The sequence below is a fragment of the Tenacibaculum halocynthiae genome, assembly GCF_964512825.1.
GTDB lineage: Bacteria > Bacteroidota > Bacteroidia > Flavobacteriales > Flavobacteriaceae > Polaribacter > Polaribacter halocynthiae.
The window spans coordinates 146,564-160,614 of record NZ_CAZELG010000017.1 but is presented as its reverse complement, the minus strand read 5'-3'; the positions used below and the strand labels follow the sequence as shown (position 1 = coordinate 160,614).

Below are 14,051 nucleotides of genomic sequence, written 5' to 3'. Positions count from 1 at the left end.
TTTTTTTGTTGAAAATTTTAAAATACGAAATCGTTGTAAAAACGTAAAAAAGTGGCATCTTTGTAAAACACAATTACAACATTTAACATGAATAACAATCACATGACTCTCGGTGAGTTTATTATCAGTAACCAAAATCACTTTAAATATTCATCAGGAGAATTGTCTCGTTTAATTAATTCTATTCGCTTAGCTGCCAAAGTAGTTAATCATGAAATTAGAAAAGCTGGTTTAGTTGATATAACTGGTGCATCTGGCGATATAAATGTTCAAGGTGAAACTCAACAAAAATTAGATGTTTTAGCGAATGATTTATTTAAACAAACATTAATAAATCGTGAGATAGTTTGTGGAATAGCAAGTGAAGAAGAAGATGATTTTGTTGTTGTTGAAGGAAATAATAAAGAAAACAACAATAAGTATGTGTTATTAATGGATCCTTTAGATGGTTCATCAAACATTGATGTAAATGTTTCAGTTGGAACCATTTTTTCTATTTACAGAAGAGTTTCTCCAGATGGAACTCCTGTTACTAAAGAAGATTTTTTACAAAAAGGAAGCGAACAAGTTGCTGCTGGTTATGTAGCTTATGGTACTTCTACAATGTTAGTTTTCACAACAGGTAATGGCGTTAATGGATTTACATTAAACCCAGCAATCGGTACATTTTATTTATCTCATCCAAATATGCAATATTCTGAAATGGGAAGAATTTACTCAGTTAGCGAAGGGTATTTCACTCATTTTCAAGAAGGGATGAAACGTTTTTTAATTTACTGTAAAGAATTAAACAAAGAAGATAACAGACCTTATACAGCTCGCTACATTGGATCATTAGTTTCTGACTTTCATAGAAACATGATTAAAGGTGGTATTTATATTTATCCAGCTACTGCTATTGACCCAAATGGAAAACTACGTTTATTGTACGAGTGTAATCCTATGGCTTTTATTTGTGAACAAGCAGGCGGTAAAGCTTCAGATGGGTTTACAAGAATTTTAGACATTAATCCTTCAGAATTACACCAACGTGTTCCTTTTTACTGTGGTAGCAAAAAAATGGTAGAAAAAGCGGAAGAATTCATGACTGAGTTTTCTAAAAATGACAAACCAACTTATTAAATAATAGTTATTATTTATACTAAAATAAATTTTGAATAGGGCAAACCATTGTTTGCCTTATTTTTTTGCGTTAAATTTACCGTCGGAAAAATATATAATTAACCTTTTAAAAATAAATAACTATGGCTTTTGAATTACCAGAATTAGGATATGCTTACGATGCTTTAGAACCAAATATAGATGCTAGAACTATGGAAATACACCATAGCAAACATCATAATGGATATACTACTAAATTAAATGCAGCTATTGCAGGAACTGATTTAGAAGGAAAATCTATTGAAGATATTTTAGTAAATTTAGACATGAATAACATGGGAGTTCGTAATAACGGAGGTGGATTTTACAACCACTCATTATTCTGGACAGTAATGAACCCTGAAGATCGTGGGTATTTATCAGGAGAATTAAAAGATGCTATTGAAGCTGAATTTGGTTCAAAAGAAGCTTTTATTGATGCTTTTTCTAAAGCTGCTGCTACTCAATTTGGATCTGGATGGGCATGGTTATGTGTACATAAAGGTGGTAAAATTGAAGTATGCTCTACTCCAAACCAAGACAACCCATTAATGCCAGGTGTTACTTGTGGAGGAACTCCTATTTTAGGATTAGATGTATGGGAACACGCATACTACTTAAACTACCAAAACCGTCGTCCTGATTATATCGATGCTTTCTTTAAAGTAATCAACTGGAATGAAGTTGAAAGAAGATATGCTGAAGCTAAATAGTTTTACTTCTTTAATAAAATAAAAAAGCACCTGAATATTCAGGTGCTTTTTTATTTTATTAAAACAACGAATTAATTAACGTACGTTGTTGGTTTTTACAATTGCTCTTTCGTTTTTCCAATCAATCCATTTTTGACCACGTAACCTCCTCATTATATTATCTACTGTACGCATTATAAATACATTATACACAGCTTTTCCTAAATTTTTAGGATTACGAGCTATCGCTCTTAAACTCATGGAGAATCCAGGTGTTATATATCGCATATAATGCCAATAGCCTTCAGGCATATATAAAACATTACCGTGCTCAAGTTCAGCCACATGCCCTTTAGCTTTCTTTAAAGCAGGCCATTTTTCAAAATCTGGATCATTAAAATCTATATCTTCTCTTGTAATTAAAGAGTTCGGTATTTTATATAAATACTTATTTTGCTTTTGATCAAACAAAATACATTTCTTTTTACCTTCAAAATGAAAATGAAAAATATTAGCTAAATCAATATCATAATGCATAAAAGTATAAGAATCTCTTCCTCCAAAAAAAAGCATTGGCAATCCCTTCATTAACTTAAGACCAAAATCAGGAAATCTAAAATCTTTTTGTAATTGAGGTACTTCTTTTAAAACATTCCATAGAAATATCCTAAACTTAGTAGGCTCTTTTTTTAACAAATCAACATACTCCCTCATCTTCATTGTAGCATGAGGCTCGTTAAACCCATCTTTATAATTTACAGGCCTATCATCATATAAAGGTACTGTTTTATCACCAGCTATTTCTTTCATATACTCTAACGACCACTTAGAATATGCTGGCCAATCTTCAATAAAACGTTCAATTACCACAGGTTTTTGTGGTTTAAAATAATTTTTAATAAAGTCTTCTTTTGTTATAGTCTCAACTCTATCTATTTGCTGCAACTGTAATCCCATGCATCCACTTTTTTTGCAAAGCAAAGTTAATAAATAGTTATTAACTTTTTTCTAAATGATTTTGTTAAAAAAAAGCACTCATCTATAAGACAAGTGCTTGTATATTTTTGAGTTAATTATTTGTTACTGCTTACGTAACTCTAAAGCCTCTTTCTTTTTTGACTCGTTTCTCTCAATTTTATGCTCTGGTCTTGTCCATTTTGGCTTCTCTCCTAATCCTTTATATTCAGAATTATCAGCTTCTACCGTTTGAGGCTGTACTTTTTTAGTAAATGGTTTTTGAGGATTTAAACCTAACATTTCAAACATTTTCATGTCTTCACTTACATCAGGGTTAGGTGTCGTTAACAACTTATCTCCTGCAAAAATTGAATTTGCACCTGCAAAAAAGCACATTGCCTGACCTTCTCTACTCATTTGAGTTCTACCAGCACTTAAACGCACTTGTGTTTCTGGTAATACAATACGAGTTGCTGCAACCATACGAATCATCTCCCATATTTCAACTGGTTTTTCATCTTCTAATGGTGTACCTTCTACAGCTACCAAAGCATTAATTGGTGTTGATTCTGGCTGAGGATCTAATGTAGATAGTGCTACTAACATACCAGCTCTATCTTCAACAGATTCTCCCATACCAATAATTCCTCCTGAACAAACTGTTACATTTGTTTTACGAACGTTATCTATCGTTTCTAAACGATCTTCATAACCACGTGTTGAAATTACCTCTTTATAATATTCTTCTGAAGAATCTAAATTATGATTATAAGCATATAATCCCGCTTCAGCCAATCTTTTCGCCTGATTTTCAGTTACCATACCTAAAGTACAGCAAACTTCCATATCTAACTTATTAATTGTACGAACCATCTCTAATACTTGATCAAACTCAGGGCCATCTTTTACATTTCTCCATGCAGCTCCCATACAAACTCTTGAACTACCTCCAGATTTTGCTCTAAGTGCTTGCGCTTTTACTTGATTTACTGTCATTAAATCATTTCCATCAACATTTGTATGGTACCTAGCAGCTTGAGGGCAATACCCACAATCTTCTGAACACCCTCCTGTTTTTATTGATAGCAATGTAGATACTTGTACTACATTTGGATCATGATGTACTCTATGAATAGTTGCTGCTTCATACAACAGCTCCATTAATGGTTTATTATATATAGCTAAGATTTCTTCTTTCGTCCAATTATGTCTTACTTCGCTCATAAACTTAGGTTTATTGATAGTTGTTTGAATGACCAAAAATAACTTATTTTATTTTTATAAACTCATTGAAAAGCTTATAAAATTTTTGTGATTCTTCAAGATACGGGTTACGCCCACTTTTTTCAAACACTACAAATGTTACTTCTAGCTTAAAAAGATTTATAGTTTTCTACATATTCAAGTGTAGAAACATTTATTTTGTTATTAATATAGAAACGGCATTTCCTCCAAATCCTACAGAATTAACTAGTATTTTATTAATTTTTGCAGGACACTTTTGTTTCTCAATAAAAGGAACAGAAATACCTTCTTGATGTTGCAGCATTAAAATACCTAATTCTAAGCTTAACAATCCAGAAGTTGCAAACGTATGTCCTAATTTCCATTTGTTAGAAGTTAAAAAAGGCTCATGTTCTCCAAATATTTTTTCAATTGCTTTTAGCTCTGATAAATCTCCTTTTATAGTACCTGGTGCATGCATTACTATTGCATCAATTTCTTTTGGTGAAACATTTCCTAATGCCATTTTCATAGATTTCTGAAAACATTGAGCATCTGAAGATATTGAAATATTATGTTTTAATATTTCAGTTGCATATCCAACACCCTCAACATATGCAATTGCATTCTCTTTAATTCCTTCCTCCAAGCATATTACTGAAGCACCTTCACCAATAACCATGGTGTTGTTATTTTTTTCTAAATCTAATGTTTTACATGGATACTCATCCTCATTTTTAGCATACACTTTAAGTGCTTGCATTTGAGCAATAGTAAAATCAGTTAACGAAGCCTCACTTGCCCCAATTAAAAATTTACTTGCCATTCCAGATTGTATCCAAGCCACCCCATTTAATAATGAATGTAAGCCTGTTGAACAAGTTATTGAATGTGAAATTTCTGGTCCGCTTGTTTGTAAATCATGGGCTATCCAAGATGATATATTACCTAGTGTTGTTGTTGGCGAACTCAAAGTAGAAGACTTACCCGTTTGTAGAAATTCTTTATGGTACTTTTCAAATAAAATAGTCGCTCCTCTAGAAGAGCCAATATTTATTCCAAAATCATCATTAGCACTCCATCCTGCTTCTTTTATAGCTTTTCTAGAAACATATAAAGCATACAAAACAGATTCGTCTAAATCTTTGTATTTAGCATCTGATTTTCTTAACTTTTCTATTTGCAGCTTATCTTTCTCTTGAAGTTTAGCTACCCATGCATTAAAGTTATCAAACTCTTTAATACTTAAATGATGCTTATCATTTTTATAATTAGTCCAAATATCCTCTAACAAACTTCCTAATGCCGATACCGATGCTATAGAGGTAATTGATATACTATTTCTCAAACCTTAAAAATTTCAACAAAAATAAAACTTCTTATAGCTTTAAGCCCTATATACTATTAGAGTTTTTAGTTTTTGTAACAAATTAAACATATTTTAGTCTTATTATTAAAAATTAAGCATGGCACATCAAGAACAGAAAAGTTGGTTTAGTAGAAACTGGTTATGGTTTATACCTGTGAGCGGTTGTTTAGGCATCATTTTATTATTCATAGTTGGTATTGGCGCTGCTTTTTTTGGGGTATCTAATCTACTTAATAACGTTGCTCCTATAGAATATGGAATTGAAAAAGCTACAGAAAATAAAAAAGTGATTAACTTATTAGGTGAACCCATTGAAAAAACAGGGATTCCTAACGGAAATATTTCTTTAACTAATGATGATGGTACCGTTGACTTTTCTGTTCCAATAAAAGGATCAAAAGAGGAAGGCTTTTTAATTATAAAAGGTATTAAAACAAATGGTGAATGGACTTATGAAGAATTATACGTTCGTATAAAAAGCACACAAGAAAAGATTAACTTATTAGAAAAAGCTTTAGAGGATATCTAAAACTTTTTCTATTGTATTATATACCTTTTCAAGTAATACCATATCAATAACATAAGGAACTTGAATATAAATTGTATTTCCAAGTGGTCTTAAAAATACTCCTTCTTTCATAAACGATTTTAATAAAATATCTCTTAAAGCTCCATAACGCTCCATATTTGTATCAATATCTATAGCTAAAATAACGCCTATTTGTCGTGTTGAATTTACTTTAGAATGTTTTTTTATTCTTTCACTAAATAATTCGTGTGCATCACTAATTTTTTTAATGTTTTGCTGAATTTCCTTCGACTCTAACAATTCAATACTAGCAATGGAAGCTGCACATGCTATTGGATTAGCGGCATAAGTATGACAATGAAAAAAACCTTTAGAAATATCACTACTTAAAAAAGCTTCATAAATGTCTTGTGTGCATGAAGTAATCCCCATTGGAACCATTCCTCCTGTCAACGCCTTACTTAAGCATATAATATCTGGTTTTGTAACCATATAGTCTGAAGCAAAATTTCTTCCTGTTTTTCCAAACCCTGTCATTACCTCATCTGCAATAGTGATAATTGATTTTGATTTACAAAAACTTAAAATTTCATTCAACCCTTCAATACTATGGATTTTCATTCCTGCTGCTCCTTGAACTAAAGGCTCATATATAAATGCTGCTACTTTATTTTCTGCAGTAATTTTTTCTAATTGCTGTAAAATGTCAGTATGATTAACTCCATTTGGAGTAGGAATACGTTTTACATCCATTAAAAACTCTTCAAAAGGTCCATTGTAAACCGAAAGTCCTGATGTTGACATAGCTCCGAAAGTATCTCCATGAAAACCGTTTTCAAAAGCAACAAATACAGTTCGTTTATCTCCCCTATTAAAATAGTATTGTAAAACCATTTTTATTGCAGCTTCAACACTGGTTGACCCATTATCATTAAAAAAAATCTTTGCTTGATTTTCAGGTAAAATGTTTATCAACTTCTCTGATAACTCAACAGCAGGGGGGTGTGTAAAATCACTAAACATTATTTGATCTAACTGCTGCATTTGATGATGCACTTTGTTTATAATATAATCATTACAATGACCAAACATACAGGTATACCATGATGAAATAGCATCAATATATTCATTTCCATTTTCATCAGTTAATATACATCCTTTGGCTTTTACAATACCTAAACTATCTGGATGAGTTTGATGCTGTTTTAAGGGATGCCAAATATATTTTTTATCTCTTTCTGTTAAGCTCATAATTTATTTTTAAATTTTGCAGCGTATTCTTTAATTACATTTTCATCAAAATATGGCTCTTCATCAACTCTTCCTATTATAGGTATTCCCGTCATTTTTTTAATAATACTCTCCGTAGTTTTATGCTCAGAACCTGAAAAAACAATTGACACATCAAACCCTTTATCTTTTAACAAACCAACCGTTAATAAGGTATGATTAATACTTCCTAAATAGTGTCGAGAAACAACAACTACTTTATAAGTTGGTTTTATAATATCTAAAATTGTTTCTGAATCATTTAAAGGGACTAAAACACCGCCTGCACCTTCTATTACTAAATTATTTTTTGTTATTGGTTCTTTAATTTCATTAACATCAATAGCAACACCATCAATTTCAGCTGCTGCATGCGGGCTCATAGGCGTATGTAAAGCGTATGAATTTGGATGAAACTTAGAAATTTTATTAGATATCAATCTTTCTACCTTTAAAGTATCAGAATTATCTAATTCTCCTGCTTGAACAGGTTTCCAGTAATCGGCTTCGAGCGCTTCTGTAATAATTGCAGAAATAACCGTTTTACCTACTTCTGTTGAAATACCTGTGACAAAATATTTATGTTGCATTAAAAAATTGTTTTACATTCATTACATATTAATTTTCTCTTTTCAAAAAAAGGAAACAACATATAAAATATACTTTTTCTTTGAGCTGGTGCTACTAAAATTCTAGAAGAATTACATTTAGTACAATGAATTTCTTTTCCATCTTTATCTTTTTCATAATCTCTAATTTCATTATAAATACTCAACCCTCTTTCTAAATCTTCATTGTGTACTAATAATTTTACACCTCCTATTGCCTGACTTATTAAAGGATCAGAATCAACAGTTTTTTCATCCATTAACATAGTTCTAATACCTTCTGAATCTAATTTAGATTTTATAAGTTGTGCTTCTGTTGAATATTCAAATACAGTTAAAATTGTATAATCATCTCTCATGCTATTTATTTTACATTACAAAGGTACTAAGGTTCTCTAAAACTTGTGTTATTTCTTTTTTAGTGTTGTAACTATGTAAACAAAAACGAAGTCTTTCTTGCCCTTCAGCTACAGTAGGAGATAAAATAGGTTTAACATCAAAGCCATTATCCTGCATTCTTTTAGCTATCCGCTTTGTTTGCTCGTTTCCAGAAACAACACAACAGTGTATTGCTGACTTACTTTTTATAAAATTAAGCTGTAATCTTTCTATTTCTGTTTGAAAGTGATGTATATTTTCATGAAGTTGTTGTATGCTTTTAACCCCATTAATACTTTCAAGTAATTGATATACTTGTTTTATAGTTGCAATAGCATGAGGTGGTAATCCTGTGGTGTAAATAAAACTTCTTGAAAAATTCACTAAGTATTCTTTCAGTTTTTGACTTCCTAAAACTACAGCTCCATGGCTCCCAAGCGCTTTTCCAAAAGTTATTATTCTTGCAAAAATTTTATTTTCTAAACCTAATTCTTGTATCAAGCCACGCCCATTCATTCCAAAAACTCCAACAGAATGTGCTTCGTCAACAATAAAAAACACCTGATGACTCTCACATATTTCAACCATTTTTTTTAAATCAGGAATATCACCATCCATTGAAAAAACAGATTCTGTTACAACATATATAGCTGAATCATTATTTTTAAATTCTTTTTTTATTGATATAATTCGATCTTCTAAATGCTTTATATCATTATGGTTAAACTTATATTGTTTAGCATTAGATAATTGAATTCCATCTCTAATTGAGGCATGAATTAACTCATCATATAAGATATAGTCACCACGCTGAGGAACTGAAGAGAAAACACCAAGATTTGCATTATAGCCTGAATTAAACAACAATGCTCCTTCTATATTATGAAAAACAGACAGTTCTTTTTCAACTAAAGAGTACAAATCATAATTACCTGATAACAAACGGGAACCTGTTGCTCCATTTTGAATACTTTTATTAGTTACCAAAAACTGATGTGCTTTTTTAAATATCTCTTCAGACTTTGAAAACCCTAAATAATCATTAGATGAAAAATCAATTAAATTTCTATTTTCACCAAGAGACCTCAAAGAATTATTATGTATTCTTTTCTGAAGTTTTTTCTGAAGTTTTTCTGGAAAATTCATTCAACAAAAATACATGAGTTTTTTTACCTTCTTGATAATTTTTTTCTCATTATTGGTAAATACCTATTAGGTATTGAGCTTTCTTTTTTTGCGATAATTTCAAAACCCTGTTTTTTATAAAAAGAAACAGCATTCGGGTCTGCCAATAACGTCATTTCATCAACGTCAAATTTTCTTGCTTCATTAAAAGAATGTAATAACAACTGTTTCCCTATCGATTTCCCTATATAATTTGGTAACACAAACAACATTTCTAACTCAATAGATTGTTCAACTGGAGGATTTAGAGCATAAAAACCAACTACATTTGTTTCTTGAATAAATGTATAAATCATCATTTCTTCAATCATTTTAACACTAATAGTTAAATCTTTTCTCCAGCTTTCAACTTGTTCCTTAGAATACCCCCAATAAGCTTTAGAAACCAAAGCTATTTCGGTTAACAATGCTGATTCTTCTATTTTTGCTTCCTGTATCATAAAAAAGAAGCCCCACTAAAAGTGAGGCTATTAATTATTTTTTTACTATTTGTCTTATTTTTATTCTAAAAGCAGCGAATAATAATGTCATAAACGGACTCAACCAGTTAAACATTGCATAAAATGCGTAATCTACAACTGGCACACCTAAAACACCTGAATGATAAGCTCCACAAGTATTCCAAGGAATTAACACTGAGGTAACAGTACCTGAGTCTTCTAAAGTTCTACTTAAATTTTCTGGAGCCAGCCCTTTATCTGCATACGCTTTAGAATACATTTTACCTGGAACAACTATAGCCAAATACTGATCAGATGCAGTAAAGTTTAACCCTATACATGTTGCTACAGTACTTGCAAATAAACCAAACACAGAATCAAATAAACCTAACATGAAACTACTAATTCTAGCTAAAGCCCCAATAGCATCCATAATACCACCAAAAACCATAGCTAATAAAATTAACCAAACTGTCCCAAGCATTTTCTTCATTCCTCCTGCTGTAAACAAATCTTTCAAAACTTCATTATCTGTTGCCACAGAAGTTTCAACTGTAATAGCTTGCATCACTCCTTTATACGCTGAATTAAAATCCAAACTCTTAACGCCTGCTACTTGAGCAACTACCTGAGGCTGAAAAATCAAGGCAAAAACTCCACCTAAAATTGTTCCTGCTAATAAAGCTATTAAAGGAGGTGTCTTTTTTACTATTAAAATTATTACTAATACCGGTACTAAAAACAACCAAGGGCTAATATTAAATGCCTTATCAATATCCACTAACATACTTTGTGTATCAGCTTCTCCTGTCGCTGTTTGAGTAAACCCTAAAATTATAAAAAATACAATCGTCACAACAAAAGTAGGAACAGTTGTATAAGCCATATATTTTATATGTGTGAACAAATCAGTTCCAGCCATTGCTGGCGCTAAATTAGTTGTATCTGACATTGGTGACATTTTATCCCCAAAATAAGCTCCAGACAAAACTGCTCCAGCTGTCATACCTAAAGAAATCCCTAGAGCTTCACCTATACCTATTAATGCGATACCAACTGTGGCTGCTGTAGTCCAAGAACTCCCAGTAGCTATAGAAATAACTGCACAAATAACTAAACAGGCTACCAAAAATATTGTAGGATTTAGTAATTGTAAACCATAATATATCATCGAAGGAATAACACCACTTATTAACCAAGTTCCCGCCAATGCTCCAACCATTAACAATATTAAAATTGCACCAGCAGTTGATTTTATATTTTCAGCTACTTCTTCCATCATTCTCTCATAAGAAACTTTATTCCTGAACCCTACAATAGCAGCGACTGCCCCTCCTAGTAATAAAATAAATTGATTACTTCCACTTAAAGCATCATCTCCATATACAAAAACATTATATGCCAACATACCTATTAAAGCAAGCACAGGCACCAATGCTTCCCATATACTTAATTCTTTATTTTCTATAATCTTTTGATCTTCAATTTCTATTTCAGATAAGTTTTTATCATCTTGCATTACGTAGTATTTTTTGGATGTGTAATGTTACGATTTTGTAAAGAATTATACAAGTAGAATCAGTTTAGTACTTTTGCCTCTTATGGATTCATTAACACAAATTGTTTTAGGTGCCGCTTGTGGCGAAATTGCCTTAGGTAAAAAGATTGGAAATAAGGCTATGCTGTTCGGAGCTATTGGTGGAACTATTCCTGATTTAGACGTTTTTATTGGTAGATGGTTATATGGAAATGAAATAGATGCTATGGCTTTTCACCGTGGCTTTATGCATTCAATAGTATTTGCACTTATCGGTTCTTTTGTCTTTGGATGGATTACATACAAATTATACAACAAAGAAAAACGACTCGGAACTACAACTTTAAAAAACTGGATTTGGCTCTATTTCTTATCTATTTTTACTCATCCTATTTTAGATAGCTTTACACCCTATGGAACTCAACTATTTTTACCTTTTTCTGACTATAGAGTTGCTTTTAATAATATTTCAGTTGTAGACCCTTTATACACCCTACCTTTTCTCCTCTGTTTAGTAACAGCTATGTTTTATAACAGAAAAAGAACACGAAGAAATTGGTGGGTAAAAGCTGGAATTTATATTAGTTCTGCCTACATGCTTTTCACAATTGTAAACAAATTATACGTTAATACTGTTTTTAAAAACTCATTTGACAACTCAAGCATTAACTATAGCAGGTATTCTGTTCAACCAACTATTTTTAATAATATTTTATGGTATGGTATTGCTGAAACGGAAACTAGCTATAAAGTTGGTTTTTACTCTTTATTTGATTCTACATCTAAAGTTGACACCATTTTAACCATTCCTAAAAACAGGCATTTACTTAACATCTCTCATCCAGATATTAAAACGTTAACTTGGTTTAGTAATGAGTACTACAATTTAGTTCCTATGGATTCTTCTGCTAATGTTCAATACTTAGACTTACGGTACCCTTTATTAAACCCTAAAAATGCTCAAACATCAATGTTTAGGTTTGAATTAAAAAAAGATCGAGATCGTTGGAATATGGTTCCTTTTTCAGGAAAACCTCCATCAAGAGAAGATTTAAAAGAGTTTTTAAATCGCTTTTACGGAAAATAAAATCTATTACAAGTTTCTTATCCTATTAATTTATAAACTATTTTTGCAGCAAAATCATTTTTGATAAATGAAAACAATAATTAAAATTTTATTTATTATTTTTTTAGTGTGGATGGCCACAGGGGTGTACCTACTAAACACCAATCATGAAAAAGCACACATTGTAATGGGCTTAGGTATTTTTTATATGTCTTTTATTTTAATGCCAATATTTATATACCATCGATACAAAGATGGTAAGTATAAGAAATATGTTATAAACAATAACACTTCAATAAAACAAAAAGACTGAGATTAACCTCAGTCTTTTGTTTTTACATGTATATAATTTTAAGCTTACTTAACTATCTCGAAAGAAGATGCTATAAATTTATCATTCTCAAGTATCCCTGTTGCTTTTACTTTTCTAACTACATTACAAAAACCTATTTTTTCGTCATGAGCATCACCAAAATCATCAATATTTGCTCCTTCAACAAAATAAGCCTTATCATCTATTTTTATAGCTAAATCACAACCATTTTGACTTTTCAATTCAAATTTACATTGCCCACAAGAAGCTTCAGCAATTATTTCTTTTTTTTGTTTTGTTGAACAAGAAAGAAAAAAAAACATACTACTTAAAATAAATAAATATCTCATAATTTTATTGTTTAGGTTAATATCCTATTTTTTCACGAACTCTCTCTAAAACACTTTTAGCAACTGCTTTTGCCTTATCAGCACCCACAGCTAAAGCCTCATCAATTTCATGACGATTTTCCATATAGTGATTATACTTAGCACGTACATCAGCAAACTTTTCAACAATTAACTCATACAACGCTTGTTTTGCATGTCCATAACCATAATTACCACCTTCATAATTAGCTCGCATTTCATTAATTTGCTCTTCAGATCCTAATAATTTATAAATAGCAAAAACATTATCAGTATCCGGATCTTTAGGCTCCTCTAAAGGAGTACTATCCGTTTGAATACCCATTATTTGTTTACGTAACTTTTTATCTGGTAAAAAAATATTGATAATATTATTCCTAGATTTACTCATTTTTTCTCCATCAGTACCAGGAATCAACTGTGTGTTTTCACTAATTTCTGCCCTTGGCGGTACTAATGTATCTCCAACAATGTTATTAAATCTATTAGCCACATCACGTGTCATTTCTAAATGCTGTAACTGATCTTTACCTACAGGAATAATTTCTGCATCATATAATAAAATATCAGCAGCCATTAGCATAGGATACGTAAACAAACCACTATTTACATCGGCTAACCTATCAGCTTTATCTTTAAAACTATGAGCTAATGTTAAACGCTGATATGGAAAATAACAGCTTAAGTACCAAGACAATTCAGTTACTTCAGGAATATCACTTTGACGGTAAAATACAGTTTTGTTAATATCAATTCCACAAGCAAGCCAAGTTGCAGCAGTACTATAAGTATTTTCACGTAATTGCTCTCCTTCTTTAATTTGAGTTAAAGAGTGCATATCGGCAATAAACAAAAATGATTCATTTTCAGGATTATTTGCCATCTCTATTGCTGGCATAATAGCTCCTAATAAATTACCTAAATGTGGAGTTCCTGTACTTTGTACTCCTGTTAAAATTCTTGACATCTGTAGTTT

General features: G+C 31.2%; 16 protein-coding genes. 5 read left to right on the top strand and 11 right to left on the bottom strand.

Annotation, left to right across the window (positions count from 1 at the left end; all coding sequences use genetic code 11):
• Positions 1–87 precede the first annotated feature (87 nt).
• Together fbp and ACKTTQ_RS06625 are read left to right on the top strand one after the other, a co-directional pair.
• A complete protein-coding gene (fbp, locus tag ACKTTQ_RS06630; protein ID WP_093869275.1) occupies positions 88–1,122 on the top strand; it encodes a class 1 fructose-bisphosphatase in 1,035 nt (344 codons plus the stop codon).
• Between the two features lie 122 nt (positions 1,123–1,244).
• A complete protein-coding gene (locus ACKTTQ_RS06625; RefSeq protein WP_408048726.1) occupies positions 1,245–1,853 on the top strand; it encodes a superoxide dismutase in 609 nt (202 codons plus the stop codon).
• A gap of 75 nt (positions 1,854–1,928) precedes the next feature.
• Here ACKTTQ_RS06625 and ACKTTQ_RS06620 read toward each other — a convergent pair whose 3' ends face one another.
• From ACKTTQ_RS06620 to ACKTTQ_RS06610, 3 genes are all read right to left on the bottom strand, one after another.
• Positions 1,929–2,789, bottom strand: coding sequence for a cupin-like domain-containing protein (locus ACKTTQ_RS06620; protein WP_093869277.1), 861 nt, complete (start codon positions 2,787–2,789; stop codon positions 1,929–1,931).
• A 123-nt stretch (positions 2,790–2,912) separates the two neighbouring features.
• Positions 2,913–4,013: a biotin synthase BioB gene (gene bioB / locus ACKTTQ_RS06615; protein WP_093869278.1), complete on the bottom strand. Its 1,101-nt coding sequence runs from the start codon at positions 4,011–4,013 to the stop codon at positions 2,913–2,915.
• 193 nt (positions 4,014–4,206) lie between these two features.
• Positions 4,207–5,361 carry a beta-ketoacyl synthase N-terminal-like domain-containing protein gene (locus ACKTTQ_RS06610; RefSeq protein WP_408048725.1) on the bottom strand — a complete coding sequence of 385 codons (1,155 nt, stop codon included), beginning with the start codon at positions 5,359–5,361 and terminating at the stop codon, positions 4,207–4,209.
• A 118-nt stretch (positions 5,362–5,479) separates the two neighbouring features.
• On the opposite strand from ACKTTQ_RS06610, the gene ACKTTQ_RS06605 reads away from it, so the two are divergent.
• Positions 5,480–5,911 carry a cytochrome c oxidase assembly factor Coa1 family protein gene (locus tag ACKTTQ_RS06605; protein WP_408048724.1) on the top strand — a complete coding sequence of 144 codons (432 nt, stop codon included), beginning with the start codon at positions 5,480–5,482 and terminating at the stop codon, positions 5,909–5,911.
• Here the strand turns inward: ACKTTQ_RS06605 and bioA are convergent.
• From bioA to nhaC, 6 genes are read right to left on the bottom strand one after another with little or no spacing between them, the layout of a single operon-like run.
• Positions 5,897–7,162 carry an adenosylmethionine--8-amino-7-oxononanoate transaminase gene (gene bioA, locus ACKTTQ_RS06600; RefSeq protein ID WP_408048723.1) on the bottom strand — a complete coding sequence of 422 codons (1,266 nt, stop codon included), beginning with the start codon at positions 7,160–7,162 and terminating at the stop codon, positions 5,897–5,899. The genes ACKTTQ_RS06605 and bioA overlap by 15 nt on opposite strands.
• Positions 7,159–7,770, bottom strand: a complete 612-nt coding sequence (gene bioD, locus ACKTTQ_RS06595) for a dethiobiotin synthase (protein ID WP_408048722.1) — start codon at positions 7,768–7,770, stop codon at positions 7,159–7,161. Before bioD ends, bioA begins: the two co-directional genes overlap by 4 nt.
• Positions 7,770–8,147 (bottom strand): putative signal transducing protein, encoded by a 378-nt coding sequence (locus ACKTTQ_RS06590; RefSeq protein ID WP_093869283.1) that lies wholly within the window; start codon positions 8,145–8,147, stop codon positions 7,770–7,772. The genes bioD and ACKTTQ_RS06590 overlap by 1 nt, the downstream gene beginning before the upstream one ends.
• Before the next feature lie 10 nt (positions 8,148–8,157).
• Entirely contained in the window at positions 8,158–9,312 is a 1,155-nt protein-coding gene (locus ACKTTQ_RS06585; protein ID WP_299132216.1) for an aminotransferase class I/II-fold pyridoxal phosphate-dependent enzyme, read from the bottom strand.
• A gap of 23 nt (positions 9,313–9,335) precedes the next feature.
• Positions 9,336–9,791, bottom strand: a complete 456-nt coding sequence (locus ACKTTQ_RS06580) for a GNAT family N-acetyltransferase (RefSeq protein ID WP_093869285.1) — start codon at positions 9,789–9,791, stop codon at positions 9,336–9,338.
• 34 nt (positions 9,792–9,825) lie between these two features.
• Entirely contained in the window at positions 9,826–11,310 is a 1,485-nt protein-coding gene (nhaC, locus tag ACKTTQ_RS06575) for a Na+/H+ antiporter NhaC (protein ID WP_113786463.1), read from the bottom strand.
• Positions 11,311–11,392: 82 nt separating this feature from the next.
• Between nhaC and ACKTTQ_RS06570 the strand changes: the two genes are divergently transcribed.
• Both ACKTTQ_RS06570 and ACKTTQ_RS06565 read left to right on the top strand, forming a co-directional pair.
• A complete protein-coding gene (locus ACKTTQ_RS06570) occupies positions 11,393–12,415 on the top strand; it encodes a metal-dependent hydrolase (RefSeq protein ID WP_408048721.1) in 1,023 nt (340 codons plus the stop codon).
• Between the two features lie 67 nt (positions 12,416–12,482).
• Positions 12,483–12,707, top strand: coding sequence for a hypothetical protein (locus ACKTTQ_RS06565; RefSeq protein WP_093869288.1), 225 nt, complete (start codon positions 12,483–12,485; stop codon positions 12,705–12,707).
• Positions 12,708–12,751: 44 nt separating this feature from the next.
• Here ACKTTQ_RS06565 and ACKTTQ_RS06560 read toward each other — a convergent pair whose 3' ends face one another.
• Both ACKTTQ_RS06560 and trpS read right to left on the bottom strand, forming a co-directional pair.
• A complete protein-coding gene (locus ACKTTQ_RS06560; RefSeq protein WP_093869289.1) occupies positions 12,752–13,057 on the bottom strand; it encodes a DUF6370 family protein in 306 nt (101 codons plus the stop codon).
• A gap of 16 nt (positions 13,058–13,073) precedes the next feature.
• The gene (gene trpS / locus ACKTTQ_RS06555; RefSeq protein WP_113786460.1) at positions 13,074–14,042 is read right to left on the bottom strand and encodes a tryptophan--tRNA ligase; all 969 of its coding nucleotides are present in this window, start codon (positions 14,040–14,042) and stop codon (positions 13,074–13,076) included.
• Positions 14,043–14,051 lie beyond the last annotated feature (9 nt).

Bases quoted from the DNA above. Each gene is read 5' to 3' on its own strand.
- ACKTTQ_RS06570 (WP_408048721.1), top strand. From the start codon at position 11,393: ATGGATTCATTAACACAAATTGTTTTAGGTGCCGCTTGTGGCGAAATT.
- ACKTTQ_RS06605 (WP_408048724.1), top strand. From the start codon at position 5,480: ATGGCACATCAAGAACAGAAAAGTTGGTTTAGTAGAAACTGGTTATGG.
- ACKTTQ_RS06580 (WP_093869285.1), bottom strand. From the start codon at position 9,791: ATGATACAGGAAGCAAAAATAGAAGAATCAGCATTGTTAACCGAAATA.
- nhaC (WP_113786463.1), bottom strand. From the start codon at position 11,310: ATGCAAGATGATAAAAACTTATCTGAAATAGAAATTGAAGATCAAAAG.
- ACKTTQ_RS06590 (WP_093869283.1), bottom strand. From the start codon at position 8,147: ATGAGAGATGATTATACAATTTTAACTGTATTTGAATATTCAACAGAA.
- trpS (WP_113786460.1), bottom strand. From the start codon at position 14,042: ATGTCAAGAATTTTAACAGGAGTACAAAGTACAGGAACTCCACATTTA.
- ACKTTQ_RS06565 (WP_093869288.1), top strand. From the start codon at position 12,483: ATGAAAACAATAATTAAAATTTTATTTATTATTTTTTTAGTGTGGATG.
- ACKTTQ_RS06620 (WP_093869277.1), bottom strand. From the start codon at position 2,789: ATGGGATTACAGTTGCAGCAAATAGATAGAGTTGAGACTATAACAAAA.
- ACKTTQ_RS06585 (WP_299132216.1), bottom strand. From the start codon at position 9,312: ATGAATTTTCCAGAAAAACTTCAGAAAAAACTTCAGAAAAGAATACAT.
- bioA (WP_408048723.1), bottom strand. From the start codon at position 7,162: ATGAGCTTAACAGAAAGAGATAAAAAATATATTTGGCATCCCTTAAAA.
- bioB (WP_093869278.1), bottom strand. From the start codon at position 4,013: ATGAGCGAAGTAAGACATAATTGGACGAAAGAAGAAATCTTAGCTATA.
- fbp (WP_093869275.1), top strand. From the start codon at position 88: ATGAATAACAATCACATGACTCTCGGTGAGTTTATTATCAGTAACCAA.
- ACKTTQ_RS06560 (WP_093869289.1), bottom strand. From the start codon at position 13,057: ATGAGATATTTATTTATTTTAAGTAGTATGTTTTTTTTTCTTTCTTGT.
- ACKTTQ_RS06625 (WP_408048726.1), top strand. From the start codon at position 1,245: ATGGCTTTTGAATTACCAGAATTAGGATATGCTTACGATGCTTTAGAA.
- bioD (WP_408048722.1), bottom strand. From the start codon at position 7,770: ATGCAACATAAATATTTTGTCACAGGTATTTCAACAGAAGTAGGTAAA.